The sequence below is a fragment of the Aeromonas sp. 130281 genome, from assembly GCF_056642115.1.
In genome coordinates, this window is sequence record NZ_JBWVQS010000013.1 from 43,095 (window position 1) to 68,335 (window position 25,241).

Genomic DNA, 25,241 nt, shown 5'->3' on the forward strand with positions numbered 1-25,241 from the left:
TCTCCTCTTCCATGACTCCTGAGCCGACAATGAACCCGGCTCATGGGGGTCACTCAGCGCTGGGCCTGCTCCTGGCCGAAGAAGTCGCGTCGCCACTGACCGAGCACCGTCGCCCTGTGCTGCTGCCAGCGTGCGGCGCCCATGGTGTCCCGGCTTGCCGCCAACTGCTGCTCCAGCTCGGCCAACTGCTGCTGATATCGGGCCCCCTGCTCCGCTGGCAGCCACAGCGCCAGGTTCATGCTGGCCTCGGCCCGCGCAAGGTGGCGGCTCAGGCTGCCCCGCAACGCATCTTCCCACCCTTGCCCTGGCCCGCCGGAAGAGGGCTCCTGCCAGGTCAGATGGAGCAGCAGCAACAGGCTCAGCAGGGCGGCATAACCGAGAGGCTTGGGCATCATGGGATCCTTGTCGAGGCTCGCCGGGAGCTGGGGAACGGGATCCATTTACCTGGGTTTTCGTGACAAGAAGATGAAGGGGGTCTGCGGCGCGTCGGGAGGGGAAAGGGCAGCGCGTCCGCAGACGCGCCTTGCTACACGGGGGCAAGCTCAGTCGTGGAACTGATTGATCAGGCGGGAGAGGTTTTGCAGCCGCTCCACCAGCAGGGTGATGCCATCGAGGGCCTGCCTGCTGTTGTCGGCGGTGTGGCTGGCCAACTGGTGGATCTGGTGAATGCCCTGATCCAGGGTGCTGGTCACGTCCGCCTGCTGGCTGACGGCCTGGGCTATCTCGTCGCTGGTGTGGGTCACCTGGGTCAGCATCTGGTTGATCTGGTCGAGCACCTCGGCGGTGGCGCCCATGTGCTGCTGGCAGAGGGCGGAGGTCTGGGCCCCCTGGGTCATGCCATCTGAGAGTTGCCGGGTGCTCTGCTGCAGCGCCCCTATCATGTCGCTGATCTCGCCGGTGGAGCTGCGGGTCTTCTGGGCCAGCGCCCGGATCTCGTCGGCCACCACAGCAAAGCCGCGCCCCTGCTCGCCGGCCCGGGCCGCCTCTATGGCCGCATTGAGGGAAAGCAGGTTGGTCTGATCCGCAATCTGCCCGATCACCTCCAGGATGCCGCTGATCTTCTGGCTGTCCTGGGTCAGGCGCGCCAACACCCCCTGACTGGCGTCCAGCTCCTGGTGGAGTCGGTTGACCGAGGCGCGGGTGGTCGCCAGCGCCTGCTGGCCGCTGGCTGACACCTGCTGCACCTCGCTCACCAGGGCGTTGGCCTGGTGGGCGTTGTCGGCCACATCGCGGATTGACTGGCTCATCTGGGTGATGGCGGCGGCCAGCTGTTCGCTCTGGGCCCGCTGCTGCTGCAGGTGGGTGTCTATGGTCTGGATATGCCCCCTGTCATCCTCCGCCGCCTGCAGTATCTGCTGGTTGGTGTCGGCGCTGCGCCCCACCACGGCCCTGAGCTCGGCCTTCTTCATGCGCAGCAAGAGCTCGATGGCCGCCAGGCTGTCCTGACGTCTGGCATAAAGCACCTGACAGAGGGGCGTGCCCAGCTCCTCCCCCGCCATGGCCAGCAGCCGGGCCAGCCGCCGTTGCAGATGCCAGCCATGCCCCATCTGGGCCAGCAGGCAGAGCAGGGTGAGGCCACCCCAGGCGGCCTGACCCGTCATCAGGCTGGCCCCCATGCCGACCAGGGCGGTGCCCGAGAGCAGCAGGCCGAGTTGCCCCGGCTCCAGGGTGAAGCGACTCTGCCAGGGCAGCGCCTTGCCCGCCCGGATCCGGGCATAGAGCCGCTCCGCCCAGGCGATGTCATGATCCTGCGGGCGGGTGCGCACCGACTGGTATTCGATGATCTGCTGCCGTTCGTTGAGGATGGGGGTGACATAGGCATTGACCCAGTAGAACTGGCCGCTCTTGGCACGGTTCTTCACCAGTCCCATCCAGCTCTTGCCTTGCTGCAGCCGCTGCCACATGTCGGCGAAGGCGGCCCTGGGCATGTCCGGATGGCGTACCAGGTTGTGGGGAACCCCTTCCATCTCGGTGGCGCTGTAGCCGGCCACGTCGCAGAAGTGCTGGTTGGCATAGGTGATGTGGCTGCTGGGGTCCGTGGTCGAAATCAATGATATGTGATCGGGGAAACGGATCTCCCCTTCTTGCCGGGTAGTGGTCATGTGCGCATCCTGAATGAGCCAAGTAACTGATAAATTTGTTTTTATTGTGTGTTGTCGTTACGGCTTCATTGTAGGGGCGACCCAAGTGGTTATCTTGGCTTGGGTCAATAAATCAACACTATGACGACTGAAAAAAGGAGTAGATGAAGGGCGACGTCGGGGCGGGGTCAACTGCGGGGGGTGAAGTCGTGGATCTCCCCCGTCCGGGGCTTGAAGCGGGGATCCTGGCTCTGGTCGCGGGAGACCCAGGCCATGGCCTGGCAGAAGCTCTCCTGTTTGGCGAACTCGTCACGGGCCTGATCGATGGCTCGCTCGGCGTTGCGCCGCTCCATCTTGCTGGCCTTGCGATCGCTGAACTGTTTCTGCTGGCTCAGCATCCATTCGAGGAAGGCCTGGCGGCATTGGCTTTCATCGGCGGCCTTGGCGGGGAGAGCAAACAACAGGGCAAGCAGGAGCAGACAAGGCATAGGGAGATCTATCTAACGGGCTGATGGACGAAGAGAGGCGGCATTTTATGCCGGGAACTTGAATGGGTACAGCGGGAAGAGGGGGCCAGCCGGGCTGGCCCCGAGGGATCAGTGCTTGACGAGGTAGAGCTGGCGGCTGTAGGCCACGTCTTCCGGGTTGTTGATGGGATAGCCCCTGAGCCAGGGCTTGATCAGACGGGCGTTGGTGTACTGGTAGATGGGGGCGATGGGCGCCTCCTCCTGCAATATGGTCTCGGCCTCATCGAACAGGCGTGCCCGCTCGGCGGGATCCTGGCTGCTGGCCGCCCGGGTCAGCAGGGCGTCGTAACCGGGGTTGGCGAAGCGGGCCATGTTGCCGCTGTGGTGGGATCCCCACAGACCGAGGAAGGCGGAAGGATCGTTGTAATCGGCGACCCAGGAGGAGCGGATCACCTCGAACTGGCCGCTCTGGCGGCTGTCGAGGTAGGTCTTCCACTCCTGATTGGTGAGTTCGACCCGGGCCCCCAGCTTCTGCTTCCAGAGGTTGGCGATGGCCAGCGCCATCTTCTTGTGAATTTCAGCCGTGTTGTAGAGCAGGGTGAGCTTGAGGGGCTTGTCCGGGCCATAGCCCGCCTCCTTCAGCAGCGCCTTGGCCTTCTCGTCCAGCGCCTGCTGGCTGCTGGTGGAGAGCAGGTTGGGCTTGGGGACGAACCCTGCGGTCACATCCGGTGTGAAGTGGTAGGCGGGTTTTTCCCCTGTGCCCAGCACCTTGTCGGCGATGAGCGCCCGGTCGATGGTGTAGGAGAGCGCCTGACGCACCCGCACGTCGTTCAGGGGGGCCCGCTGGGTGTTGAAGGCGTAGTAATAGGTGCCGAGCTGCTCCGGGGTATAGACCTCCCCCGGGATCTGCTTCATCAGCTTGTGGTACTGCTCCTTGGGGAAGGACTCGGTGATGTGCAGATCCCCCGCCAGATAGCGGTTGGTGGCGGCACTCTCCTGATTGATGGGGACGAAGGTGACCCGGGTCAGCACCGTATGGGCGCGATCCCAGTAATAGGGGTTAGGGGTCAGCTCCAGCTTCTCGTTCACCACCCTGTGGCTCAGCACGAAGGCGCCGTTGCCCACCAGCTTGCCCGGCTGGGTCCACTGGTTGCCGTATTGCTCCATGCTGGCCCTGTGCAGGGGGGAGAGGCTGGGGTGGGTCAGCAGGCTCAGGAAGTAGGGCACCGGCTGGGAGAGGGTCACCTGCAGGGTGTGCTCATCCAGGGCTTGCACCCCGAGCGCCTCGGGAGGCAGCTTGCCCTCGACTATCTCGTCCACCTTGTCGAAATGGGCCAGCTGGGCAAACCAGGCGAAGGTGGCCGCCTCCTTGGGATCCACCAGCTTGCGCCAGCCGTAGACGAAATCGCTGGCGCGCACCGGATCCCCGTTGGACCAGCGGGCATCCGGCCTCAGGTGGAAGGTGAATCTCTGGTTCCCCTCGTTATCCCAGCTCGCGGCCACACCGGGCAGCACCTTGCCGTCCGCCCCCTGGGTCAAGAGCCCCTCATAGAGGTCTCTGAGCACTTGCAGCTCGGGCAGACCGACCAGTTTGAGCGGGCTCAGGCTGGTCGGTTCGTCCTTGAGATGACGCACGACGGCCTGTTCGGCGGCGAGTTGGGTGCCGGCCGGCACATCGGCGGCCTGGGCACAGACACAGCCCAGCAGGGCCAGCAGGGGGCTCCATCCTTTCATGGCGAATCCTTCAAATTGTGTGAAGCGAGGAGAAAACTCGGCGAGAATTCATCGCCGGCAGACGGGGAATCATGATATCCCCTTTGCTGGTCAGACCGCCAGAGTGAGTCCCATGATATCCGGGACGACAACCCTATGTACGCCCGCCCCGAGAGCGGGCAAGAGGAGCAAGCGATGAGAGTATGGATGTTATTGGCCTGTGTGCTGAGCCAGGGGGCCTGGGCACTGGCCCCTTGCGAGCAGACCAGCCAGGTGGGGAGCTGGTGCGAGGTGAGCATAGATCAACTGCATCCGACTCAGGGCGGGGTGGGGCAGTTGCAGGTCGATACCACAGTGGCAGAGCTGGCGGACAAGAGCGAGAAGCAGCTCGACAAGCTGATGAAAAAGAAAGAGATACCCGTGGTCATCGCCCCCGATGGCGGCTACTGGCTGGTGGACAGGCACCACCTGACCAAGGCGCTGTGGCAACAGGGGGTGAAGGCGGTGAGGGTCAAGGTGATCGCCCGCTTGCAGGACAGGGCCAGTTTCTGGAGCCAGATGCAGAACAACCACTGGGCCTGGCTCAAGGATGAGCGGGGTCAGCCGCTCACCCCGGAACAGCTGCCCGGCCATATCGGCGAGCTGCCGGACTATCCCTACCGCACCCTGGCGGGCCTGCTGCAGGATGCGGGCTACTTCAGCAAGCAGGATCAGGTCTACTTCGTCGAGTTCGCCTGGGCCAGCTGGCTCGGCCAGCAGATGGCCTGGCAGCCGGTCAATGCCGCCAATCTGGCGGATCGCCTCGCCGAGGCCAAGCGCCTGGCCTGCAACAGCAAGGCCAGTGCCCTGCCCGGCTATCCCGGCAAGCAGTGCCGCCTCAACCCGCCACGCAGCGGCAGCTGACGCGGGATCAGGAAGGGGCGCCCAGGCGCCCCTCGTCACTCTCCCTGACCGGCACCTTGCCAGCGGGCGGCGGCCTGTTCCAGCAGGGCCACCTCTCCTTGCTGGATCAGCGGCAGCAGGGCCTGCACCTTGTCATCCGGCCAATCCCACCAGGCGAGCGCCTGCAACCGGGCAATCTCGTCGTCGCCAAAGCGCATCCGCACCACCCTGGCCGGGGTACCCGCCACCATGGCATAGGGCGGCACATCCTGATTGACCAGGGCCCGGGCCGCTATGATGGCGCCATCCACTATGGTGACCCCCGGCATGATCATGGCCTCCATGCCGATCCAGACGTCATTGCCGATGCGGGTATCACCGGCGGGTCTGTAGCTGCGCTTGAGCACCGCCACTTCGGCAAACGGATAGGTGCTGATGAAGTCGGTGTTGTGGGTGTGGTTGCCCCCCATGATGATCTTCACCCCGGCGGCGATTTGCACATAGTCGCCGAGATGGAGCCTGTCTATGTGCCAGATGGGGCCCCAGCCGGTGTCGGCTGAGCGGCTCCAGCGGTCGCCGTGCAGGTAGCGCACGGCCTCCTCTTCGAAGGGGCCATCCCAGGCGCCCGAGTAGTAGCTGTGTCGCCCCTTGAGGCAGATGTTGGGATTGGTCACCGTCAGGTGCAGGTACTCGACCTGCGACCAATGCTGGCAGAGGGTCATGGCTGTGTTCCTCGTTGAATGGATAGGTATTGGATGCGCGGATTGGCGCAGCTAATGGATCCAGACCAGCAGGCGGGGCACGCACAGGGTGGAGCAGCCCAGCGCCTGGGATGAACGGGGTCGTTGCATGAGGAGGGGTTCCCGACAGAAGAGGTCAGATGGTAAGGGATGGGGAGGGCAATGCCAAGCAGAGGGGCTCTGCTGGTCAAAACCTGCACAAAGGGTCTGGTTGATATTTATTCTCGATTAGCCATGATACAGGCTCCACTCGTATCGGCAGGAGAGAGGACAATGACGAATCAGAACTGGCAGCGTTACATGCTGGAGGCGGAGAATGCCCTGGGCATGGGGGCACTGGGCACGGCCATCTGCCTCTATCAGCAGGCCCTGGGGGAGGTGTATGAGCTGGCGTCCGGGGATCTGGACGAACTGGCCAGCATGCGGGTCGCCACCTGTCACCGGATGGCCGACTTCTGGCGCGCCATGGAGGAGCCCGCCTATGAGCTGCGCTACCTCAAGCTCGCCTCCGAGCTGGTCACCGCCCTGGTGCCCCAGTGCCCGAACCGGGAGTGCGAGTCCCTCATCAGCGAGCTGGGCTGCTGCCGCGCCGCCCTGCTCTCCTTCTTGAAGCGTCACCCCAACCCCGAGATCGCCAGGTTGATCCAGGTGCAGGACAAGGTGCAGGGCTGCGAGTTGATAGGGCGCTTTCGCCTCAACTAGCGGTTGTGCGCCCGAGCCGCCGTGCGATGCGGCTCTGGGCTTCCTCCCCTTGCAGGGCGAGGGAGAAGGCGCGGGCCTCCAGATCGATGACGAAATGCACCGCCTGTCTGAGTTCCTGCTTGAGCAGCGCCTTGCTCTTTTGCAGTGCCTTGGGGGCTTTGGCCGCGAGCTTCAGCCCCTGCTCGCGGGCGAAGGGGAGCAATTCCTCCACCGCCAGCACCCGGTTGGCGAGCCCTAGCCGCAGCGCCTCGTCGGCATCGATGGCTTCGGCCAGCAACAGCAGCTCCGCCGCCTTGAGGTGCCCCACGGCGCGGGGCAGCAAGAGGCTTGAGGCAAACTCCGGCACCAGCCCCAGCTCGACGAAGGGCAGTTGCAGCCGGGCGTTCTCCCCCAGATAGACCAGATCGCAGTGCAGCAGCAGGGTGGTGCCTATGCCCACCGCCGGGCCGCCTACGGCGGCGATCACCGGCTTGGGGAAGTCGGCCAGGGTGTGGAGGAACTGCAGGATGGGGTCATCCGCGTCCAGACTGCTCTTGCCCATGAAGTCCGCGAGATCATTGCCCGCGGTGAAGCACTCCTGCTGCCCTTGCAGCAACACCACATGCACGCTCTCGTCCTGGGCGGCCTGCTGAAAGGCCTCGGTGAGGGCCAGGTACATCTCTGTGTTGAGGGCATTGCGCTTGTCCGGCCGGTTGAGGGTCAGGAGGAGCAAGCCATCCTGCTGCTCGGCCAGAATTGTGAGGGCCATGTCTGAATCCTTGTGTTCGGGGGCTGCCAAAAGCTTGCCATAGGGGTAAGCTTCGCTTCGTTTAACAACATCATAAAAGGATTTCAACCATGTTTAAACGTGCGTTTTATTCCAGCCTGGCCCTGCTCCTGGCCGCCCCCGCGCTGGCCAAGGTCGAGGCCGTCGACGGTTATGTGCGCCTGCTCCCCCCGGGTTCGCCCAACACGGCGGCCTTCATGGTGCTCAAGAATGACGCGGACAAGCCGGTGATCCTGACTGCTGCTACCTCCCCTGACGCGGGCCGTGCCGAGCTGCACACCCATCTGCACGAGAACGGCGTCATGAAGATGCGCCAGGTGGAGAGCATCGAAATCCCGGCCAGGGGGGAAGCCGTCCTCAAACCCGGCAGCCTCCACATCATGCTGTTCGAGGTGCGGGATCTCTCTGAGGACAGGCCCTTCCCCCTGACCCTGACCCTGGACGATGGTCAGACCCTGAGCCTGAGTCTGCCGGTGAAGCCGGTCGAGCCGATGAAGGGCATGCAGCACTGACATTAATGGACGCTTGTTCAGCTTTTTACTCTAGGTATTCCTTGCTCACCGGGTAAAATGATGGTCTTTCCAGTCCATAATGGAGCTATGTAATGAAGAAGACCCTGATTGCCGGCAGCCTGATTGCCCTGTTCAGCCATGCAGCCATGGCCGCCGATGACTGGCGTTTCGCGGCGGGTGCCGATATGTGGAACTCCCAGGGGAGCGGCCAGGTCAGCGGTGTCGGTGCCGATGGCAGCTATGACGACAACTACAACTGGAGCGGCTACCTGCAACTGGAGCACGGCATCTTCCTGCTGCCGAACGCCAAGTTCGAGATGTCCGATTTCAGCACCAGCGGCGGCTCCTTCAGCAACGATCTGCTGGCCTATGATCTGAGCCTCTACTACCGCCTGATGAACAACGACCTGTTCCAGCTCGATCTGGGTCTGACCGGTCGTCGCTACGATGGCGACTTCAACACCCAGCACTACTCCTACGACAAGGACGTGCTGATGGCTTACACCGGTGGTGAAGTGCGCATCCCGGGTACCGGCTTTGCCGCCTTTGGTGATCTGCGCGTGCAGGATGCGGACAACTATGACTACCGTCTGGGTGGTTCCTACAAGTTCTCCACAGTGCCGCTCAAGATCCGTGCCGGCTGGCGTGAGGCCGAGATGGACTTCGACCGTGTCGACCAGAGCATCGACGGCTGGTTCATCGGTGGCGAATTCACCTTCTAATCTGCCGAAGGGTGGCGATGGGCCACCCGGACGTGTTTGACGGGCAAGGGTGAGGAAGGAGAGATAATGGGCCATATCATAGTGACTGGCGCGGGTTCCGGCCTTGGGCGCGCTCTGACAATCGGACTGGTTGAGCGCGGTCATCGGGTCTCCATGATGGGGCGCCGTTATCACAAGTTGCAGGAGCAGGAACAGCGGCTCGGCAGCGCCGTGGTCGGCATCGCCGCCGATCTGTCCCACCACGAAGAGGTGGAGATGGCCTTCGGTGCCGCCGTGGCCTGGGGCGGTTTGCCTTCCCTCGTGATCCACTGTGCCGGCGTCGGGGAATTCGGCCCTGTCGGTGTCTACACCGCCGAGCAGGTGCGCCGGGTGGTGGAGAGCAATCTCGTCTCCACCATACTGGTGGCCCAGCAGACGGTACGCCTCATCGGCGAACAAGGCGGGGTGCTGGCCAATGTGCTCTCCTCCGCGGCCCAGACCGGCAAGGCCAACGAGAGCCTCTACTGCGCCTCCAAATGGGGGATGCGCGGCTTTCTGGAGTCCCTGCGAGCCGAGCTGAAAGGCTCGCCCCTGCGGCTGGTGAACCTCTACCCGAGCGGGATCCGCAGCGAATTCTGGGACAACTCGGATCATGTGGACCCGAGCGGCTTCATGACTCCGGAAGATGCGGCGGCCTACATGCTCGACGCGCTGGAGGCGAGAAGCAGCTGCCACGTGACCGATCTCTTTATCGGTCGCAACGCCTGAGGCGGGCTTCTTCATCCGGTTGCCATCGTCGGGGCACACAGAAATAAAAAGCGCGCCATCAGGCGCGCTTTTTTCATTGATGTGCAGTGCTAAATTATCTTCTTGCCTGCCTGTCTTTACGCCGGGCCATCATGGATTTGAAGGCGGGTAAATTTAATGCCGACATGGCATGAATGAGTGATGATGCATGTCGGCACATATTATTTCCGAGCCGCATATTCCCGCAGGAAGGATGGGATCACCTGTTTTGGCTTCTTGCCAAGGGTCAGCAGCAATTCAAAATCCGGGTCGATAATGCCATATCGACACGCCAGCTCTTCCAACAAAGCAAGCCAGAGGTGGGCCGTCACCTCGGCATCCGCCAGGGCGCGGTGAAACACCCCGTCATTGGGCAGGCACCGGTATTGCACCAGGGTACCTAGCTTGTGATCCGGGGCATCGGGAAACAGGCGCCTCGACAGCAGCAGGGAACAGGCGAACTGCCCGCAGTATTGCGCCGGCAATCGCTCTATTTCCGCATCCAGAAAGCGCTTGTCGAAGGAGGCGTTGTGGGCGACCAGATTGTCATCACCGATAAAGTCGACGAAATCCGCCATCACCTCGTTGCAGGGGGGAGCCTGTTTCAGCATGGCATTGCTGATCCCGGTATATTGCTCGATGAAGCTGCTCACGTTGAAGCCCGGATTCATCAATGCCGAGAAACGCTCACTGATATGGCCATCCTTGATTCTGACGGCACCGATCTCGATGGCTCTATCCCCTTGTCCGGGTGAAAGCCCTGTGGTCTCGAAGTCGAGCACGACAACGGTATTGGCTGAGGCGATGGACATAACTTCTCGGGCAAGCTGGGTAAAGAGCGTCAGTCTAGGAAATCAGCCGTGCCGTGTACAGGGCAATACAGTTATCTCATTGGTTCACGCTGGAGACGCATTTTTGTGCATCATGGCTGAAAGCCATATAAAAAGCCCCGAGTGCCGTGGCACTCGGGGCTTTCTTATGAAAAGCGAAAGGTGGTGTCGGCGGTTATCAGCGACCCAGCTTGGCCTTGAGCATGGCGATGATGTCTTTGATCGCCACTTCCTGCTTCTCGCCGGTGCGGCGGCACTTGTACTCCACCACGCCGTTGTCCAGACCGCGATCGCCGATGACGATGGCGTGCGGCACACCGATCAGCTCCATGTCGGCGAACATCACGCCCGGACGCTCCTTGCGGTCGTCGAACAGGACGTCCACACCGGCGGCCTTCAGCTCGGCGTAGAACTGCTGCGCCTGCTCGGCCACGCGCTCGGACTTGTGCATGTTCATCGGCACGATTGCCACTTCGAACGGGGCTATGGCCTCCGGCCAGATGATGCCGTACTGGTCGTTGTTCTGCTCGATGGCGGCGGCCACCAGGCGGGAAACCCCGATACCGTAGCAACCCATCTCCATGGTGACGGACTTGCCGCCCTCGTTCAGCACGCTCGCCTTCATGGCTTCGGAGTACTTGGTACCCAGCTGGAAGATGTGGCCCACTTCGATGCCGCGCTTGAGCAGCAGCTTGCCCTGGCCGCAGGGGCTGGGGTCGCCTTCCACCACGTTGCGCAGGTCGGCAACTTCATAGGTAGCGATATCGCGATCCCAGTTGGCACCGGTCAGGTGGAAGCCGGTCTCGTTGGCGCCGCAAACAAAATCGCTCAGATGGGCGGCGCTGCGATCGACGATGATGCGACCGGCAAAGCCGACCGGGCCTATGGAGCCTGCATCGCAACCGGCGGCAGCTTTAATCTGCTCGTCGTTGGCGAAGGTGAGCGGGTTGGCAACACCCGGCAGCTTCTCGGCCTTGATTTCGTTCAGCTCGTGGTCGCCACGCAGTACCAGGGCGATGACCGCCTGCTTGCCGTGCTCGTCCGCTTCGGCCAGTACCAGCAGGGTCTTGGCGATGGCGGTCGGCGCCACGGCCAGGAAAGCGGCAACCTCGTCGATGGTGTGAACGGCCGGGGTGGCAACCTTGGTCAGGGCTGCGGTGGCGGCGGCGCGCTCACCGGCTGGTGCCAACGCTTCGGCCATCTCGATGTTGGCGGCGTAATCTGATGTATCGGAGAAGGCGATCAGGTCTTCACCGCTCTCGGCCAGCACCTGGAATTCGTGGGAGCCGGTGCCACCGATGGAGCCGGTGTCGGCCTGCACCGGGCGGAAGTTCAGCCCCATGCGGGTGAAGGCGGCGCAGTAGGCTGCGTGCATCTTCTCGTAGGTCTCGATCAGCGAGGCCTTGTCGATGTGGAAGGAGTAGGCATCCTTCATCAGGAACTCGCGGCCGCGCATCACGCCGAAACGGGGACGCACCTCGTCGCGGAACTTGGTCTGGATCTGGTACAGATTCAGCGGCAGCTGCTTGTAGCTGTTCACTTCGTAACGGACCAGGGCGGTGATCACCTCTTCGTGGGTCGGGCCCAGCACGAAGGGACGGTTGTGACGGTCGGTCAGGCGGCACAGCTCGGGGCCGTAGTCATCCCAGCGGCCGGACTCCTGCCACAGCTCGGCGGGTTGCACCACCGGCATGGAAACTTCGATGGCACCAGCATTGTTCATCTCTTCGCGAACAATGTTCTCGATCTTTTTCAGTACCCGCAGACCGGTTGGCAGCCAGGCATACATGCCGGAGGCCAGTTTACGGATCATGCCGGCGCGCAGCATCAGCTGGTGGCTGATGACTTCAGCGTCGGAGGGGGTTTCCTTGAGAGTGGAAAGCAGATATTGGCTGGTACGCATCGCGGTAGACCTTCGCTAGTTCGGGCCCTTGGCCCTGGAAAATTTCAAGTGCGGAATTTTAACAGGCCGAGCCCCGTGGCCCAAGGGCTAAATTCAGCCAGGCAGGGGGGAAGGGCCGCGCTGGCGCAGGCCTTGTCCCCCCGGGCAGGGGAGGGGGAGCGGCAGATCGCGGGACAAGGCCTATGCTGGATACTTATCCAGTTATTCTTTATGCTATGACCCAATTTGCAAGAGTCTGCGTGGCGAGGAAGAGAACATGATCGGTCGCTTGAGAGGCGTCATCATCGAGAAACAACCCCCTGAGGTGCTGATCGAAGTGGGGGGCCTGGGCTATGAAGTGCACATGCCCATGAGCTGCTTCTATGATCTGCCGGAACTGGGGAAGGAAGCTGTCATTCACACCCACTTCGTGGTGCGCGAAGATGCCCAGCTGCTCTATGGCTTCAACCACAAGCAGGAGCGGGCGCTGTTTCGCGAGCTGATCAAGACCAACGGGGTCGGCCCCAAGCTGGCGCTGGCCATCCTCTCCGGCATGACGGCCACCCAGTTCGTGATGAGCGTCGAGCGCGAGGAGATAAGCTCCCTGGTCAAGTTGCCCGGTGTGGGCAAGAAGACCGCCGAGCGGCTGGTGGTGGAGATGAAAGACCGCCTCAAGGGCTGGGTCAGCCACGATCTCTTCTCCCCTGCCGCCATCAGCCTGCCCGCCCAGGAGAGCCAGCTGCGCGCCCCCGATGCCAGCGAAGAGGCGGCCAGCGCCCTGGTGGCGCTCGGTTACAAGCCGCAGCAGGCGAGCCAGATCGTGGCCAAGGTGGCCAGCGAGGGCATGTCGGTGGAAGCCATCATCCGTGAATCCCTGCGCAGCCTGGTGTGAGGATGACAATGAAGCAAGCGGACCATCCCGGGTCACTGGACTGTGACCGCGGGGATGCAGAGCGTGAGGTAGTGCATGATTGAAGCGGATCGTCTCATCTCGGCCGGTGCCGCCCGCGAGGACGAGGTCATCGATAGGGCCATCCGGCCCAGGAAGCTGGCGGATTACACCGGGCAGGATCACGTCTGCGACCAGATGGAGATCTTCATCGAGGCCGCCCGCCAGCGCGGGGAGGCCCTCGATCATCTGCTGATCTTCGGCCCGCCCGGGCTTGGCAAGACCACGCTCGCGAATATCGTGGCCAACGAGATGGGGGTCAACATCAAGACCACCTCGGGCCCGGTGCTGGAGAAGGCCGGCGATCTCGCCGCCCTGCTCACCAACCTCGAACCGAACGATGTATTGTTCATCGACGAAATCCACCGCCTCAGCCCCGTGGTGGAGGAGGTGCTCTATCCGGCCATGGAGGATTACCAGCTCGACATCATGATAGGAGAGGGGCCTGCCGCCCGCTCCATCAAGCTCGATCTCCCTCCCTTCACCCTGATCGGGGCCACCACCCGGGCGGGCTCCCTGACCAGCCCGTTGCGTGACCGCTTCGGGATAGTCCAGCGCCTAGAGTTCTACAACGTCAAGGATCTCACCGACATCGTCTCCCGCAGCGCCCGCTGCCTCGGGCTCGACATGTCGGGGGACGGGGCGCTGGAGGTGGCTCGCCGCTCCCGGGGAACCCCGCGGATTGCTAACCGTCTGTTAAGACGGGTGCGGGATTTCGCCCAGGTGAAATCCGATGGTCGCATTGATGGACCCATAGCGGCCCGCGCCATGGACATGCTGGATGTGGACAACGAGGGGTTCGACTTCATGGACCGCAAGCTATTGTTGGCCGTCATCGACAAGTTTATGGGGGGGCCCGTGGGGCTCGACAACCTGGCCGCCGCCATAGGGGAAGAGAAGGACACCATAGAGGACGTGCTGGAGCCTTATCTGATCCAGCAAGGCTATCTGCAACGTACACCCAGAGGGCGGATCGCGACACCGAGAGCTTATGCGCACTTTGGCCTGCAACGGCCAGATGAGCAGTAAAAGCAGCCTTTTGAACGACAAACCGCCCCAAGGGCGGTTTTTTATTATCCGGGCAAAAAAAAGCCCACGGCGGATGCGGTGGGCAAAGACAATTCAGGATGGATGTTCACAGACAGTGAGTGCGTCTGCAGACCGGTCGGGAAAAAACAAAGGAGCCGTCGCGAGGCCTCAGAGTCGGTTCATTTGATAGAGTTGAACGAACGAAAGCTTGTAGTAACGGATGGTCTTGGCAACAAACTTTTTCATCATTAATCCCAACAAACAGGTTCGAAATGTTCATCGAATACGTACCGGGAACCCGGAATGACCGGCCTGTATCCAGAGGTGTGCCCTCACTGCGAGGCGCATTGTAGGAGCTCTTGCCGGGCCGGACAAACAAGAAAATCTATGTGTTTCGGATTAGATAAATTAATGACTTTGCGAGATGACTCTATCCGCATAAACATGTGTTTTTGTTGGTTTTAAATTGATTTCATGATGGCCTGCACCATTCTTGAAATATCGGATTGATAAGGGCTTGCCTGCTCATCTCGTCTATTTGTTTAACAGAATTGAAACTATTTTGACGAGAGTTAAAATTGATTTAAATCAAGTATTTACGGTTTAATGTTTTTTGTGAGCAAGCTCCCAAAATTAATGGGAAACGGCTTGTAAGTTGCCTTGAAAAGGCATGTATTGATGATGGGTTTACATTGATTTCAATCAAATAAAGATGATATAAAACAGCCATCATTATAGGCGAGAATAGAACTGCAGTTAATGTTTACCAGATGTTAAACATTAGCTTTTTTTGTTCCTCTATATTGCCTTGTTGTTAATGTGGTGGCAGTCGAATCCGGTCAGTCCGCGAGGGGTGATCGACCATTCGGGGACTTCCAATGGAAGCTTTGTCCTTAAAACTTAAAATAGCCGTGCCAATAATCGGTGAGGAAACATCATGATTGCTGAGCATGTGGTAGACCTATCGCGGTTCCAATTCGCTGCGACGGCCCTTTATCACTTCCTGTTTGTACCCCTGACGCTGGGAATGGCCTTCCTCCTGGCGATCATGGAGTCTGTCTATGTGATGACCAACAACACAGTGTACCGGGACATGACCAAGTTCTGGGGCAAGTTGTTTGGTATCAACTTTGCCCTTGGGGTTACCACCGGGCTCACCATGGAGTTTCAGTTCGGTACCAACTGGGCTTACTACTCCCACTATGTCGGCGATATCTTCGGGGCCCCGCTGGCCATCGAAGGCTTGATGGCCTTCTTCCTGGAGTCCACCTTCGTCGGCATGTTCTTCTTCGGTTGGGATCGCCTCAGCAAGCGCCAGCATCTGGCGGCAACCTGGCTGATGGCACTCGGGACCAACCTCTCCGCCCTCTGGATCCTGGTCGCCAACGGCTGGATGCAGAACCCGGTCGGCGCCGAGTTCAACTTCGAATCCATGCGCATGGAGATGGTGAGCTTCGCCGATCTGGTGTTCAACCCGGTGGCGCAGGTCAAGTTCGTCCACACAGTGGCGGCGGGCTACACCACGGGCGCCATGTTCGTGCTGGGCATCTCCTCCTACTACCTGCTGAAGAATCGTGATGTGGCCTTCGCCCGTCGCTCCTTCGCCATCGCGGCCGCGTTCGGCATGGCCTCCATCCTCTCCGTGCTGGTGCTGGGTGACGAGTCCGGCTACGAGACCGGGGAAGTGCAGAAGGTGAAACTGGCGGCCATCGAGGCAGAGTGGAACACCGAGCCGGCCCCCGCGTCCTTCACCCTGTTCGGCATTCCGAACCAGGAAGAGATGCGCACCGACTACGCCATCAAGATCCCTTATGCCCTCGGCATCATAGCGACCCGTTCCCTGGACGGTCAGGTGACCGGTCTCAAGGATCTGAAGAGCGAGCATGAAGTGCGCGTGCGCAGCGGCATGACCGCCTACGATCTGCTGACCAAGCTGCAATCCGGCGACAAGTCAGACGAGACCCGCGCTCGCTTCGACGAGGTGAAGCAGGATCTGGGCTACGGTCTGCTGCTCAAGCGTTACACCGCCAACGTGACCGACGCCACCGACGATCAGATCAAGGCCGCCGTGGATGACTCCATCCCACAGGTGCTGCCGCTGTTCTTCGCCTTCCGCATCATGGTTGCCTGCGGCATGTTGATGCTGGTGCTGATCGGTCTGGCCTTCTATGACAGCACTCGCCACAAGATCGGTGAGCGCAAGTGGTTGCTCAAGGCGCTGCTGTACGGCATCCCGCTGCCCTGGATCGCCATCGAGGCAGGCTGGTTTGTCGCCGAGTACGGTCGCCAACCCTGGACCATCGCCGAGATGCTGCCGACCTCAGTCTCCGCATCCAATATCCCTGCGTCCGAGATCTGGTTCTCCCTGATCGGGATCTGCCTGTTCTACACCGTACTGCTGATCATCGAGATGTACCTGATGTTCAAGTATGCGCGTCTGGGCCCAAGCAGCCTGAAGACGGGCAAGTACCACTTCGAACAGAGCAAGGCATAAGGAGAGTAACCCATGTTTGATTACGAAATGTTGCGTCTGGTCTGGTGGGTGCTGGTCGGCGTGCTGCTGATCGGCTTCGCCATCACCGACGGCTTCGATATGGGGGTCGGTGCCCTGCTCCCCTTCGTCGGCAAGAAGGATGTGGAGCGTCGGGTGATGCTCAACACCATGGGGCCGCACTGGGAAGGCAACCAGGTCTGGCTGGTCACCGCGGGCGGTGCCCTGTTCGCGGCCTGGCCCATGGTCTATGCGGCGGCCTTCTCCGGCTTCTACATCGCCATGATCCTGACCCTGATGGCGCTCTTCTTCCGTCCGGTCGGCTTCAAGTACCGCTCCCTGCAGGAAGGCGCCCAGTGGCGCACCAGCTGGGACTGGGCGCTGTTCGCCGGTAGTGCCATTCCCCCCGTCATCTTCGGGGTGGCCTTCGGCAACCTGCTGCAAGGGGTTCCCTTCAGCTTCAACCAGTTCCTGATGCTGACCTACCACGGCAACTTCTTCGGCCTGCTCAACCCGTTCGGTCTGCTGGCCGGTCTGGTGAGCCTGTTCATGATAGTGACCCAGGGCGCTGCCTGGCTGATGATGAAGACCGAAGGTGAAGTGCTGGCCCGCTCCCGCACCGCCGCCATGATCTTCTCCCTGCTGACCCTGGTGCTGTTTGCCCTGGCCGGTGTCTGGGTGAGCGGCATGGATGGCTATGTGATAGTGGGCGCCGTCGCCACCGACGCCGTCACCAACCCGCTTCACAAGGAAGTGGTGGTGCAGGCCGGTGCCTGGATGCAGAACTACAACCTCTACCCCTGGATGATTGCCGCCCCCGTGCTGGGTCTGGTGATGAGCCTGCTGACCGCGCTTGCGGCCAAGCTGGGCAAGGGCTGGATGGCGTTCCTGTTCTCCTCCCTGGCCATTGCCGGCATCATACTGACCGCGGGCTTCTCCATGTTCCCGTTCGTGATGCCCTCCAGCCTGGAGCCGTCCCAGAGCCTGACCATGTGGGATGCCACCGCCTCCTTCAACACCCTCAAGGTGATGACGGTAGTCGCAGTCGTCTTCGTACCGACAGTGCTGGCTTACACCATCTGGACCTACATCAAGATGTTTGGCCGGGTGAGCAACAAGCACATCGAAGACAACCAACAATCGCTCTACTAAGAAGGTGCCCTGATATGTGGTATTTCACCTGGATCCTGGGGCTGTTGCTGGCCTGTGCGTTTGGGATCATCAATGCGCTCTGGCTGGAGCACACCGAGAACCTGGATCGTCAGATCGATGAAGACAAGTGACAGGCTCGCCCGGCTGGCCGCTCCCCTGGAGCGCCAGCCATGGCAAGGTCTGATGTTGCTGGCGGCGGCCCTGCTGGGCGTCGCCATCTTGCAGGCACCGAATCTGGTGGCCGCCAACACCAGTGACCACGGTCTCTGGCTGGCCCCCTGGCTGATGTGGGCGGTCTGCTGCGGTGTCATGCACGGACTGGGGTTCCACCCTCGCAGCCTGGTCGGGCGCCTGCTGTTTTTCCCCTGGCTCGCCTTGCCAAGCCTGTTGTACGGGCTCTGGCTGACCAGCGGTTATTACCTGCCATAAACACAGAGGGAGGCCAGACATTTTCTGCCTCCCTCTGCTTTTGTACCCCGCAGTGCGGCCGTGGTTTTGCCCCCGGCGGATCGGCCGTTATTGCCTGCCATAAAAAACAGGGGGAGATGGGATTTCCCTGTCTCCCCCTGCTTCTTTCCTATTCAGCCCTGCGCTATGATAGCCCCCCATCTGACTGTCGAATGGATCACAGATTTTTATGGGGGAAGTCTCTGAGTTTCCGGTACGTGTCTACTACGAAGACACAGACGCCGGAGGCATCGTCTACAACGCCAATTATCTCAAGTTTATGGAACGGGCTCGCACCGAGTTCCTGCGCGCCGGCGACATCGAGCAAGATGTCCTGTTGCAGGCGGGGATCGCCTTCGTGGTGAGTCGCACCGAGATCGATTTCCGCTCCGCGGCCCGCTTCAATGAACAGCTGACCGTATTGACGCAAGTGACTGAAGTGAAACGTGCTTCCATGCGCTTTTCACAGCAGATCCTGGCGGCTGATGGACGACTGATCACCCAGGCCATGGTACAGATTGCCTGTGTCAGTCATCCGCAAATGAAACCTGTTGCAATACCTGAAAAAATCAAGGGAGTGCTGTTAAGTGCACGCTGAAATTTCGTTTATTGGTCTGTTCTGGCAAGCCAGCCTGCTGGTGAAACTGGTCATGATGACCCTGATGGGCATGTCGGTCGTCTCCTGGGCGCTGATCATCCAGCGTTCCAAGGTGATCAAGGCGGCCAACCTCGCCTCGGAGCAGTTTGAAGACAGATTCTGGTCCGGCGTCGACCTCAACCGTCTCTATCAGGAGTCTTCCTCCCGCCGCGATGACATCGAAGGCATGGAAGACATCTTCTATTCCGGCTTCAAGGAGTATGCCCGCCTGCTCAAGGCCGGTGCCCGTGGCCAGGATGCGGTGATGGACGGTACTTACCGCGCCATGCGCGTCTCCCTGTCCCGTGCGGTGGACGAGCTGGAATCCAACCTGCCAGTGCTGGCGACCGTCGGCTCCATCAGCCCCTATATCGGCCTGTTTGGTACCGTATGGGGCATCATGAACGCCTTTATCGCCCTGGGCCAGGTGCAGCAGGCGACCCTGCAGATGGTGGCACCGGGCATCGCGGAGGCGCTGATCGCCACCGCCATGGGTCTGTTCGCGGCCATTCCCGCGGTTATTTTCTATAACAGATTCACCAACAAGGTGGAGAAGCTGGAGAACGCCTACGCCAACTTCATGGACGAGTTCACCACCATACTGAACCGTCAGATTGCACAGCAGCAGGGTGACAAGTAAATGCAAACCTATCAGCGGATCCGGCGCAAGAAGGTCGCCGAGATCAACGTGGTGCCCTATATCGACGTCATGCTGGTGCTGCTCATCATCTTCATGGCGGTGACGCCGGTGATCACGCAAGGGGTCAAGGTGGACCTGCCCCAGGCGGAGTCCGAGCAACTGCCCGAGGACGCCAAGCCCCCCTTCATCGTCAGCGTCAACACCGAGGGTGAGTACGTCATCAAGGCCGGTGAGGCGGATGACGAACCAGTGCCAAGCGGCACGCCCGAGGCGATGCAGCAATACATCACCGAGAAGGCCATGGGCTATCTGGCCATCAACCAGAACGCTCCCGTGGTGGTGGCGGGTGACAAGTCCGTGCGTTACGAAGAGGTGATCCTGCTGATGGTGGCCCTCAAGAAAGCCGGTGTGCCTCAGGTTGGCCTGATGACGGATCCGGTGAACTGACGGAGATGGATGTGAAGCGTGGTATTTCCGGTTATCTCGTCGCGTCGCTGCTGCTGCATCTGATCATCGGCATCATACTGCTGGTCGGGGTCGACTTCAGCAAGCCCAAGCGCCCCGAGTCGAAGGGACAGATCGTCAATGCGGTGATGCTGGACAGCGAGTTCCTGGAGCAACAGGCACAGCAGATCCAGCAGCAGAAAGCTCAGCCCAAGGCTGCCCAGCAGCAGAAAGAGAAGGACAAGGAAGACGCCGATCAGGCCCGGCGCGAGCTGGCGAAGGAGCAGGAGCGTCTGCGCATCGCCGAGACCAAGCGCAAGGAGGCCGAAGAGGCCACCCGCAAGGCCGAGACCGAGAAGCAGAAGAAGGTAGCCGAGCAGAAGCAGGCGGAAGAGCAGGCCCAGAAGGCCGAGGAGGCCCGCAAGCTGGAGGCGCAGAAGACCAAGCAGGCTGAAGCCAAGCGCCAGGAAGAGGAACTCGCCAAGGCGCTGGCGCTCAAGAAAAAGAAAGAAGAGCTGGAGAAGAAGCAGGCCGAAGAGAAAGCCAAGGCGAAGGCGGATGCGGCCAAGAAGGCTGAAGCCGACAAGAAGGCCAAGGCCGAGGCCGAGAAGAAAGCCAAGGCGGAAGCCGAGAAGAAGGCCAAGGCTGAGGCAGAGAAAAAGGCTGCAGATGAAGCCGCAAAGAAGGCAAAAGCTGACGCAGAGAAGAAGGCGAAGGCCGAGGCTGACAAGAAGGCCAAGATAGAGGCGGAGCGCAAACGCAAGGCGGCCGAGGAGGCCAAGCTGCAGAAAGAGATGGAAGCCATGATGCAGCAGCAGCTGGAGGCCGAGGCCAGTTCCCGCAGCCAGGCCGCATCGGCTGCGGCTCAGGGGGAAGCCCAGAAATATGCCGCCCTCATCGCCGCCACGGTCGAGCGCTACATGATTTTGGATCCCACCATGCGGGGCAAAACCTGTACTATCGGTGTCAAATTGGCCAGTACCGGCTTCGTCATCTCGGTGGACAACGGCCAGGGTGACCCGGCGGTCTGCCGCTCCGGCAAGGCGGCTGTGCTGAAGGCGAATCAGTTGCCGGTGCCGAAGGATCCTGCGGTATTCGAGCAGTTGAAGGAACTTAACCTCAAGTTAGAACCTAGCATCTAGACGTGATAAAACGGGGTCATTGACCGTGGTTGGCAGCATCTGCTGATAAAGGAATTTCACCTCTCATTTTTATTGGAACAGAGTATTTAAGCCATGATAAGAAAAGTGTTTTTTGCTTTGGTTGGCTGCCTTCTGCTAGGCCAGAGCGCTCAGGCGGCCTTGGACATCGTCATCACCGGCGGTATTGACAGTGCGCGCCCCATCGCCATCGCCCCCTTCAAGTGGGAAGGCAATGGTCAACTGCCACAGGACATCGCAGAGGTGGTCTCCAACGACCTGATGCGCAGCGGCAAGTTCAAGCCGCTGGCCCGTGGCCAGATGCCGCAGACCCCGAGCACCAGCGGCGAGATCAACTTCGCCCCCTGGGCGTCCCAGGGTGTGGAGGCCGTGGTGGTCGGTTCCATCGCGGCGGTCGGTGATGGCACCTACAAGATCAACTTCGAGCTGGTCGACGTGCTGAAGGGCCAGCTGGCCAAAACCCAGGGCGGCGAAGCGAACGGCTACATCCTCGACAGCCGCATGGCGACCATACCGGGTGCCCAGATGCGCCAGTTCGCCCACCGCATCTCCGACATCGTCTACGAGCGTCTGACCGGTGAGCGTGGTGCCTTCCTGACCCGTCTGGCCTATGTCTCCGTCCAGCAGGGTACCCAGTTCCCGTACCAGCTGCGGATCTCAGATTACGATGGCTACAACGAGAAGACCCTGCTGCGCTCCCGCGAGCCGCTGATGTCACCGGCCTGGTCGCCGGATGGCAGCAAGCTGGCCTATGTGAGCTTCGAGAACCAGAAGTCCGAGATCTATGTGCAGGACATCTATACCCAGCAACGCAGCCTGATCACCAGTTTCCGCGGCATCAACGGTGCCCCCGAGTGGTCACCAGATGGTCGCCGTTTGGCTATTGTTTTGTCCAAAGATGGGCAGCCTGATCTCTATGTTGTTGATGTTGCTAGCAAGCAACTCACTCGAGTCACAAATAACCGTACCATAGACACCGAACCCTCCTGGATGCCGGACGGTCAAACTTTGCTGTTCACCTCTGAACGTGGTGGCAAACCCCAGATTTATAGCGTAAATTTGGCGACTGGCGTCACTCGCCGGATGACCTGGGAAGGGGATTCCAACCAGGGGGCATCCATCACGCCGGACGGCAAGTCCATGGTGATGGTGACCCGGGTTCAGGGACAATATCGCATCGCTCGCCAGGATATGGAGAACGGAGCCATGTTGGTACTGACCCAGAGTGCTCTGGACGAGTCGCCAAGTGTGGCACCCAATGGCAGCATGATCATTTATGCCACCATCTATCAGGGTCGTAAGAGTCTTGCGTTGGTGTCGACCGATGGTCGCTTCAAGGCAGTGCTTCCGACCAGTAGCGGTGAAATTCGTGCACCAGCTTGGTCGCCCTTCTTGAATTGATAAAAAAATCGATTGTTTTTTGTTTTGTTATAAAGGTTTAAGGAAATAGCATGCAACTCAATAAACTGCTCAAGGGTCTGGCCATCGCACTGCCACTGTTCACCCTGGCTGCCTGTAGTTCTTCTTCCGACTCCGACGCCGCTGGCGCCGAGTCTGGCATGACCGACGGCATGGGCGGTGTACAAACCGGTGGCGCCAACGGCATGTTGTCCCCGGAAGAGCAGATGCGTCAGAAGTTCGAAGCTCTGCAGCGCGATAACGTGATCTACTTCCCGTACGATGGTTACGACATTCAGGGTCAGTACGCCGACCTGCTGGATGCCCATGCCAGCTACCTGCGTGAGCGTCCGAGCGTCAAGGTATTGATCGAAGGCCACGCCGATGAGCGCGGTACTCCGGAATACAACATCGCCCTGGGTGAGCGTCGTGCCAAGGCCGTTGCCAAGTATCTGCAAACCCTGGGTGTGCAGGCCGAGCAGCTCTCCATCGTCAGCTATGGCGAAGAGAAGCCGCTGGATCTGTCCCACACCGAGGACGCCTTTGCCAAAAACCGCCGTGCGGTCCTGGTTTACTAAGGTTTGAACCGAACGAAGTTCGTTTATATGCAAGCGGCCATTTCGATGGCCGTTTTATTTGCACTAAACGCCAAGGTTTGATCCGAATGAAATCTGTATAAGCGAGCGACTATGGCGCTGGCCGTTTTATTTGCACTAAACGCTAAGGTTTGATCCGAATGAAATCTGTGTACAAGCAAGCTGTTGTTGCGCTGGCCGTATTGGTTGCTCTGAATGCGCATGCGGCGGCTCCTGTCAGCGATCTGGGCGGTGACTCGGGTGGTGGGGTTGTCCTTAGCGGCAACAACGGCGCTATCGTGCCTACCGGTAGCCTGGAAGACAGGGTTGCCCTGCTGGAGCGCACCCTGAATGCCCGTCTGCGCCTGCAGGCCGAGCTGCAGCAACAGGTCGACTCCCTTCAAGGGGAGGTCTCCGAACTGCGTGGTCAGCTGGAGCAGCAGACCTACCAGATGGAGCAGTCGCAAGAGCGTCAGCGCCAGCTCTATCAGGAGCTCGACAAGGTGGCCAACAGCCAGCCTGCCGCCGCAGCGCCCGCGACCCCGGCAGCCGGCGCCACGACACCCGCTGCCGCGGCCAACTACTCGACCAATCAGGACGAGAACCAGGCCTATGACGCCGCCGTGAACATGGTGCTCAAGGAGAAGAACTACGACAAGGCCATTCCTGCCTTCGAAGGGTTCATCAAGCAGTTCCCGAGCTCCAGCTATGTTCCCAATGCGCACTACTGGCTCGGCCAGCTGATGTTCAACAAGGGTGACAGAGCCGGTGCCGCCAGCCAGTTCTCCACTGTGGCGAACAAGTACAGCAAGTCGCCCAAGCGGGCCGATGCCCTGCTGAAGCTGGGCATGCTGGCGCAGCTCGACGGCAAGAAAGCGGAAGCCAAGGCCTTCTATGAGCAGGTGATCAAGGGCTATCCCGACACCACGTCAGCCAAGCTAGCTGAACAGAGTCTGGCTAAGCTGTAACATTGCTGCATGTCACTGTTTTCGTAACAGTCTTGTAAATACGGCTCTGCTTTGTATGCGCAGTGAACAAACAGATTTAATTTAAGATTTTTCTATTGCGCCAGGATGATAAATCCGTAATATAGGCCGCCGTCAGAGCCGGTGCAGCAGTGCGCTCGGAACTGGTCGTGGTGAGGGTCGTTAGCTCAGTCGGTAGAGCAGTTGACTTTTAATCAATTGGTCGCTGGTTCGAATCCAGCACGACCCACCATTTCTTCACAACGGGTGAAGACAGCATTCCCAGGTCGTTTAGCTCAGCTGGGAGAGCACCTCCCTTACAAGGAGGGGGTCACTGGTTCGAGCCCAGTAACGACCACCATGATTTAACATTGCCCGCCACATGCGGTCGGTGACAGGTTCAAGATGGGTCGTTAGCTCAGTCGGTAGAGCAGTTGACTCTTAATCAATTGGTCGTAGGTTCGATCCCTACACGACCCACCAATCTTGACCACAGAGTATCCCAGGTCGTTTAGCTCAGCTGGGAGAGCACCTCCCTTACAAGGAGGGGGTCACTGGTTCGAGCCCAGTAACGACCACCATGTTTTAACACCGTCCGCCACATGCGGTTGGTGACAGGTTCAAGATGGGTCGTTAGCTCAGTCGGTAGAGCAGTTGACTCTTAATCAATTGGTCGTAGGTTCGATCCCTACACGACCCACCAATCTTGACCACAGAGAATCCCAGGTCGTTTAGCTCAGCTGGGAGAGCACCTCCCTTACAAGGAGGGGGTCACTGGTTCGAGCCCAGTAACGACCACCATGCTTTAAAAATGATACAGATGGGTCGTTAGCTCAGTCGGTAGAGCAGTTGACTTTTAATCAATTGGTCGCTGGTTCGAATCCAGCACGACCCACCATCATTCAGTCTTGCCCCAGGTCGTTTAGCTCAGCTGGGAGAGCACCTCCCTTACAAGGAGGGGGTCACTGGTTCGAGCCCAGTAACGACCACCATGCTTTAAAAATGATACAGATGGGTCGTTAGCTCAGTCGGTAGAGCAGTTGACTTTTAATCAATTGGTCGCTGGTTCGAATCCAGCACGACCCACCATCATTCAGTCTTGCCCCAGGTCGTTTAGCTCAGCTGGGAGAGCACCTCCCTTACAAGGAGGGGGTCACTGGTTCGAGCCCAGTAACGACCACCATGCTTTAAAAATGATACAGATGGGTCGTTAGCTCAGTCGGTAGAGCAGTTGACTTTTAATCAATTGGTCGCTGGTTCGAATCCAGCACGACCCACCATCATTCAGTCTT

The 25,241-nt window shown here is 60.1% G+C and carries 26 protein-coding genes and 11 tRNA genes; 29 read left to right on the forward strand and 8 right to left on the reverse strand.

Going from position 1 to position 25,241, the window contains the following annotated elements; all coding sequences use genetic code 11:
- Positions 1–53 precede the first annotated feature (53 nt).
- The 4 genes from AC1IN8_RS20225 to AC1IN8_RS20240 form a co-directional block, all read right to left on the reverse strand.
- Entirely contained in the window at positions 54–392 is a 339-nt protein-coding gene (locus tag AC1IN8_RS20225) for a hypothetical protein (protein ID WP_479760375.1), read from the reverse strand.
- 150 nt (positions 393–542) lie between these two features.
- Positions 543–2,102, reverse strand: a complete 1,560-nt coding sequence (locus AC1IN8_RS20230) for a methyl-accepting chemotaxis protein (RefSeq protein WP_479760380.1) — start codon at positions 2,100–2,102, stop codon at positions 543–545.
- A gap of 167 nt (positions 2,103–2,269) precedes the next feature.
- The gene (locus AC1IN8_RS20235; RefSeq protein ID WP_139439058.1) at positions 2,270–2,569 is read right to left on the reverse strand and encodes a hypothetical protein; all 300 of its coding nucleotides are present in this window, start codon (positions 2,567–2,569) and stop codon (positions 2,270–2,272) included.
- Between the two features lie 108 nt (positions 2,570–2,677).
- The gene (locus AC1IN8_RS20240) at positions 2,678–4,282 is read right to left on the reverse strand and encodes a peptide ABC transporter substrate-binding protein (protein ID WP_247627861.1); all 1,605 of its coding nucleotides are present in this window, start codon (positions 4,280–4,282) and stop codon (positions 2,678–2,680) included.
- A gap of 174 nt (positions 4,283–4,456) precedes the next feature.
- Here AC1IN8_RS20240 and AC1IN8_RS20245 point away from each other — a divergent pair, with 174 nt between their 5' ends.
- Positions 4,457–5,164 (forward strand): ParB-like protein, encoded by a 708-nt coding sequence (locus AC1IN8_RS20245; RefSeq protein WP_139439063.1) that lies wholly within the window; start codon positions 4,457–4,459, stop codon positions 5,162–5,164.
- 35 nt (positions 5,165–5,199) lie between these two features.
- Here the strand turns inward: AC1IN8_RS20245 and AC1IN8_RS20250 are convergent, their stop codons facing one another.
- Positions 5,200–5,865, reverse strand: a complete 666-nt coding sequence (locus AC1IN8_RS20250) for a CatB-related O-acetyltransferase (protein ID WP_479760382.1) — start codon at positions 5,863–5,865, stop codon at positions 5,200–5,202.
- Between the two features lie 291 nt (positions 5,866–6,156).
- On the opposite strand from AC1IN8_RS20250, the gene AC1IN8_RS20255 reads away from it, so the two are divergent.
- Entirely contained in the window at positions 6,157–6,585 is a 429-nt protein-coding gene (locus AC1IN8_RS20255) for a DUF2753 family protein (protein ID WP_106884927.1), read from the forward strand.
- Here AC1IN8_RS20255 and AC1IN8_RS20260 read toward each other — a convergent pair.
- A complete protein-coding gene (locus tag AC1IN8_RS20260; protein ID WP_479760384.1) occupies positions 6,578–7,333 on the reverse strand; it encodes an enoyl-CoA hydratase-related protein in 756 nt (251 codons plus the stop codon). The two genes, AC1IN8_RS20255 and AC1IN8_RS20260, sit on opposite strands and share 8 nt — an antisense overlap.
- A gap of 89 nt (positions 7,334–7,422) precedes the next feature.
- Between AC1IN8_RS20260 and AC1IN8_RS20265 the strand changes: the two genes are divergently transcribed.
- The 3 genes from AC1IN8_RS20265 to AC1IN8_RS20275 all read left to right on the forward strand — a co-directional run bounded on the left by AC1IN8_RS20265 (position 7,423) and on the right by AC1IN8_RS20275 (position 9,332).
- The gene (locus tag AC1IN8_RS20265; RefSeq protein ID WP_479760386.1) at positions 7,423–7,863 is read left to right on the forward strand and encodes a copper chaperone PCu(A)C; all 441 of its coding nucleotides are present in this window, start codon (positions 7,423–7,425) and stop codon (positions 7,861–7,863) included.
- Positions 7,864–7,955: 92 nt separating this feature from the next.
- The gene (locus AC1IN8_RS20270; protein ID WP_139439071.1) at positions 7,956–8,585 is read left to right on the forward strand and encodes a TIGR04219 family outer membrane beta-barrel protein; all 630 of its coding nucleotides are present in this window, start codon (positions 7,956–7,958) and stop codon (positions 8,583–8,585) included.
- 66 nt (positions 8,586–8,651) lie between these two features.
- On the forward strand, positions 8,652–9,332 hold the full coding sequence (locus AC1IN8_RS20275) for an SDR family oxidoreductase (protein WP_429110383.1): 681 nt from the start codon (positions 8,652–8,654) through the stop codon (positions 9,330–9,332).
- A gap of 200 nt (positions 9,333–9,532) precedes the next feature.
- Here the strand turns inward: AC1IN8_RS20275 and AC1IN8_RS20280 are convergent, their stop codons facing one another.
- Both AC1IN8_RS20280 and AC1IN8_RS20285 read right to left on the reverse strand, forming a co-directional pair.
- Entirely contained in the window at positions 9,533–10,162 is a 630-nt protein-coding gene (locus tag AC1IN8_RS20280; protein ID WP_479760388.1) for a 3'-5' exonuclease, read from the reverse strand.
- A 196-nt stretch (positions 10,163–10,358) separates the two neighbouring features.
- Positions 10,359–12,083, reverse strand: a complete 1,725-nt coding sequence (locus AC1IN8_RS20285) for a proline--tRNA ligase (RefSeq protein ID WP_479760390.1) — start codon at positions 12,081–12,083, stop codon at positions 10,359–10,361.
- A gap of 256 nt (positions 12,084–12,339) precedes the next feature.
- Here AC1IN8_RS20285 and ruvA point away from each other — a divergent pair, with 256 nt between their 5' ends.
- The 24 genes from ruvA to AC1IN8_RS20405 all read left to right on the forward strand — a co-directional run bounded on the left by ruvA (position 12,340) and on the right by AC1IN8_RS20405 (position 25,229).
- Positions 12,340–12,954, forward strand: coding sequence for a Holliday junction branch migration protein RuvA (gene ruvA / locus AC1IN8_RS20290; RefSeq protein ID WP_043128860.1), 615 nt, complete (start codon positions 12,340–12,342; stop codon positions 12,952–12,954).
- Between the two features lie 75 nt (positions 12,955–13,029).
- Positions 13,030–14,040: a Holliday junction branch migration DNA helicase RuvB gene (gene ruvB, locus AC1IN8_RS20295; RefSeq protein WP_043128861.1), complete on the forward strand. Its 1,011-nt coding sequence runs from the start codon at positions 13,030–13,032 to the stop codon at positions 14,038–14,040.
- A 937-nt stretch (positions 14,041–14,977) separates the two neighbouring features.
- Complete coding sequence (gene cydA / locus AC1IN8_RS20300) at positions 14,978–16,534, forward strand: cytochrome ubiquinol oxidase subunit I (RefSeq protein WP_139439078.1); 1,557 nt, start codon at positions 14,978–14,980, stop codon at positions 16,532–16,534.
- Positions 16,535–16,546: 12 nt separating this feature from the next.
- Positions 16,547–17,683 carry a cytochrome d ubiquinol oxidase subunit II gene (gene cydB, locus AC1IN8_RS20305; protein ID WP_042650005.1) on the forward strand — a complete coding sequence of 379 codons (1,137 nt, stop codon included), beginning with the start codon at positions 16,547–16,549 and terminating at the stop codon, positions 17,681–17,683.
- 14 nt (positions 17,684–17,697) lie between these two features.
- A complete protein-coding gene (gene cydX / locus AC1IN8_RS20310; protein ID WP_005331536.1) occupies positions 17,698–17,814 on the forward strand; it encodes a cytochrome bd-I oxidase subunit CydX in 117 nt (38 codons plus the stop codon).
- Positions 17,801–18,112 (forward strand): cyd operon YbgE family protein, encoded by a 312-nt coding sequence (locus AC1IN8_RS20315; RefSeq protein ID WP_111913291.1) that lies wholly within the window; start codon positions 17,801–17,803, stop codon positions 18,110–18,112. The genes cydX and AC1IN8_RS20315 overlap by 14 nt, the downstream gene beginning before the upstream one ends.
- Before the next feature lie 208 nt (positions 18,113–18,320).
- Positions 18,321–18,728 (forward strand): tol-pal system-associated acyl-CoA thioesterase, encoded by a 408-nt coding sequence (ybgC, locus tag AC1IN8_RS20320; RefSeq protein ID WP_479760392.1) that lies wholly within the window; start codon positions 18,321–18,323, stop codon positions 18,726–18,728.
- A complete protein-coding gene (gene tolQ, locus AC1IN8_RS20325) occupies positions 18,718–19,407 on the forward strand; it encodes a protein TolQ (protein WP_025325802.1) in 690 nt (229 codons plus the stop codon). Before ybgC ends, tolQ begins: the two co-directional genes overlap by 11 nt.
- A complete protein-coding gene (gene tolR, locus AC1IN8_RS20330) occupies positions 19,408–19,854 on the forward strand; it encodes a protein TolR (protein WP_005331545.1) in 447 nt (148 codons plus the stop codon).
- Positions 19,855–19,859: 5 nt separating this feature from the next.
- The gene (gene tolA, locus AC1IN8_RS20335; RefSeq protein WP_371166166.1) at positions 19,860–20,993 is read left to right on the forward strand and encodes a cell envelope integrity protein TolA; all 1,134 of its coding nucleotides are present in this window, start codon (positions 19,860–19,862) and stop codon (positions 20,991–20,993) included.
- A 93-nt stretch (positions 20,994–21,086) separates the two neighbouring features.
- Entirely contained in the window at positions 21,087–22,412 is a 1,326-nt protein-coding gene (gene tolB / locus AC1IN8_RS20340; RefSeq protein WP_025325804.1) for a Tol-Pal system beta propeller repeat protein TolB, read from the forward strand.
- 50 nt (positions 22,413–22,462) lie between these two features.
- Positions 22,463–22,987, forward strand: coding sequence for a peptidoglycan-associated lipoprotein Pal (gene pal / locus AC1IN8_RS20345; RefSeq protein ID WP_005331552.1), 525 nt, complete (start codon positions 22,463–22,465; stop codon positions 22,985–22,987).
- Positions 22,988–23,145: 158 nt separating this feature from the next.
- Positions 23,146–23,952 carry a tol-pal system protein YbgF gene (gene ybgF, locus AC1IN8_RS20350; RefSeq protein WP_319918050.1) on the forward strand — a complete coding sequence of 269 codons (807 nt, stop codon included), beginning with the start codon at positions 23,146–23,148 and terminating at the stop codon, positions 23,950–23,952.
- A 174-nt stretch (positions 23,953–24,126) separates the two neighbouring features.
- A tRNA-Lys gene (locus AC1IN8_RS20355) sits at positions 24,127–24,202 on the forward strand.
- Between the two features lie 32 nt (positions 24,203–24,234).
- Positions 24,235–24,310 (forward strand) — tRNA-Val (locus AC1IN8_RS20360).
- A 46-nt stretch (positions 24,311–24,356) separates the two neighbouring features.
- Positions 24,357–24,432: transfer RNA gene (locus AC1IN8_RS20365), tRNA-Lys, on the forward strand.
- A 22-nt stretch (positions 24,433–24,454) separates the two neighbouring features.
- Positions 24,455–24,530, forward strand: a tRNA-Val gene (locus AC1IN8_RS20370).
- 46 nt (positions 24,531–24,576) lie between these two features.
- Positions 24,577–24,652, forward strand: a tRNA-Lys gene (locus tag AC1IN8_RS20375).
- A 22-nt stretch (positions 24,653–24,674) separates the two neighbouring features.
- A tRNA-Val gene (locus AC1IN8_RS20380) sits at positions 24,675–24,750 on the forward strand.
- Positions 24,751–24,771: 21 nt separating this feature from the next.
- Positions 24,772–24,847 (forward strand) — tRNA-Lys (locus AC1IN8_RS20385).
- A gap of 18 nt (positions 24,848–24,865) precedes the next feature.
- Positions 24,866–24,941 (forward strand) — tRNA-Val (locus tag AC1IN8_RS20390).
- A 21-nt stretch (positions 24,942–24,962) separates the two neighbouring features.
- Positions 24,963–25,038, forward strand: a tRNA-Lys gene (locus tag AC1IN8_RS20395).
- 18 nt (positions 25,039–25,056) lie between these two features.
- Positions 25,057–25,132 (forward strand) — tRNA-Val (locus tag AC1IN8_RS20400).
- A 21-nt stretch (positions 25,133–25,153) separates the two neighbouring features.
- A tRNA-Lys gene (locus AC1IN8_RS20405) sits at positions 25,154–25,229 on the forward strand.
- The last annotated feature ends 12 nt before the right edge of the window (positions 25,230–25,241 follow it).

Excerpts from the sequence above, each read along its gene's own strand:
- AC1IN8_RS20225 (WP_479760375.1), bottom strand. The coding sequence starts at position 392 with ATGCCCAAGCCTCTCGGTTATGCCGCCCTGCTGAGCCTGTTGCTGCTG.
- AC1IN8_RS20230 (WP_479760380.1), bottom strand. The coding sequence starts at position 2,102 with ATGACCACTACCCGGCAAGAAGGGGAGATCCGTTTCCCCGATCACATA.
- AC1IN8_RS20235 (WP_139439058.1), bottom strand. The coding sequence starts at position 2,569 with ATGCCTTGTCTGCTCCTGCTTGCCCTGTTGTTTGCTCTCCCCGCCAAG.
- AC1IN8_RS20240 (WP_247627861.1), bottom strand. The coding sequence starts at position 4,282 with ATGAAAGGATGGAGCCCCCTGCTGGCCCTGCTGGGCTGTGTCTGTGCC.
- AC1IN8_RS20245 (WP_139439063.1), top strand. The coding sequence starts at position 4,457 with ATGAGAGTATGGATGTTATTGGCCTGTGTGCTGAGCCAGGGGGCCTGG.
- AC1IN8_RS20250 (WP_479760382.1), bottom strand. The coding sequence starts at position 5,865 with ATGACCCTCTGCCAGCATTGGTCGCAGGTCGAGTACCTGCACCTGACG.
- AC1IN8_RS20255 (WP_106884927.1), top strand. The coding sequence starts at position 6,157 with ATGACGAATCAGAACTGGCAGCGTTACATGCTGGAGGCGGAGAATGCC.
- AC1IN8_RS20260 (WP_479760384.1), bottom strand. The coding sequence starts at position 7,333 with ATGGCCCTCACAATTCTGGCCGAGCAGCAGGATGGCTTGCTCCTCCTG.
- AC1IN8_RS20265 (WP_479760386.1), top strand. The coding sequence starts at position 7,423 with ATGTTTAAACGTGCGTTTTATTCCAGCCTGGCCCTGCTCCTGGCCGCC.
- AC1IN8_RS20270 (WP_139439071.1), top strand. The coding sequence starts at position 7,956 with ATGAAGAAGACCCTGATTGCCGGCAGCCTGATTGCCCTGTTCAGCCAT.
- AC1IN8_RS20275 (WP_429110383.1), top strand. The coding sequence starts at position 8,652 with ATGGGCCATATCATAGTGACTGGCGCGGGTTCCGGCCTTGGGCGCGCT.
- AC1IN8_RS20280 (WP_479760388.1), bottom strand. The coding sequence starts at position 10,162 with ATGTCCATCGCCTCAGCCAATACCGTTGTCGTGCTCGACTTCGAGACC.
- AC1IN8_RS20285 (WP_479760390.1), bottom strand. The coding sequence starts at position 12,083 with ATGCGTACCAGCCAATATCTGCTTTCCACTCTCAAGGAAACCCCCTCC.
- ruvA (WP_043128860.1), top strand. The coding sequence starts at position 12,340 with ATGATCGGTCGCTTGAGAGGCGTCATCATCGAGAAACAACCCCCTGAG.
- ruvB (WP_043128861.1), top strand. The coding sequence starts at position 13,030 with ATGATTGAAGCGGATCGTCTCATCTCGGCCGGTGCCGCCCGCGAGGAC.
- cydA (WP_139439078.1), top strand. The coding sequence starts at position 14,978 with ATGATTGCTGAGCATGTGGTAGACCTATCGCGGTTCCAATTCGCTGCG.
- cydB (WP_042650005.1), top strand. The coding sequence starts at position 16,547 with ATGTTTGATTACGAAATGTTGCGTCTGGTCTGGTGGGTGCTGGTCGGC.
- cydX (WP_005331536.1), top strand. The coding sequence starts at position 17,698 with ATGTGGTATTTCACCTGGATCCTGGGGCTGTTGCTGGCCTGTGCGTTT.
- AC1IN8_RS20315 (WP_111913291.1), top strand. The coding sequence starts at position 17,801 with ATGAAGACAAGTGACAGGCTCGCCCGGCTGGCCGCTCCCCTGGAGCGC.
- ybgC (WP_479760392.1), top strand. The coding sequence starts at position 18,321 with ATGGGGGAAGTCTCTGAGTTTCCGGTACGTGTCTACTACGAAGACACA.
- tolR (WP_005331545.1), top strand. The coding sequence starts at position 19,408 with ATGCAAACCTATCAGCGGATCCGGCGCAAGAAGGTCGCCGAGATCAAC.
- tolA (WP_371166166.1), top strand. The coding sequence starts at position 19,860 with ATGGATGTGAAGCGTGGTATTTCCGGTTATCTCGTCGCGTCGCTGCTG.
- tolB (WP_025325804.1), top strand. The coding sequence starts at position 21,087 with ATGATAAGAAAAGTGTTTTTTGCTTTGGTTGGCTGCCTTCTGCTAGGC.
- pal (WP_005331552.1), top strand. The coding sequence starts at position 22,463 with ATGCAACTCAATAAACTGCTCAAGGGTCTGGCCATCGCACTGCCACTG.
- ybgF (WP_319918050.1), top strand. The coding sequence starts at position 23,146 with ATGAAATCTGTGTACAAGCAAGCTGTTGTTGCGCTGGCCGTATTGGTT.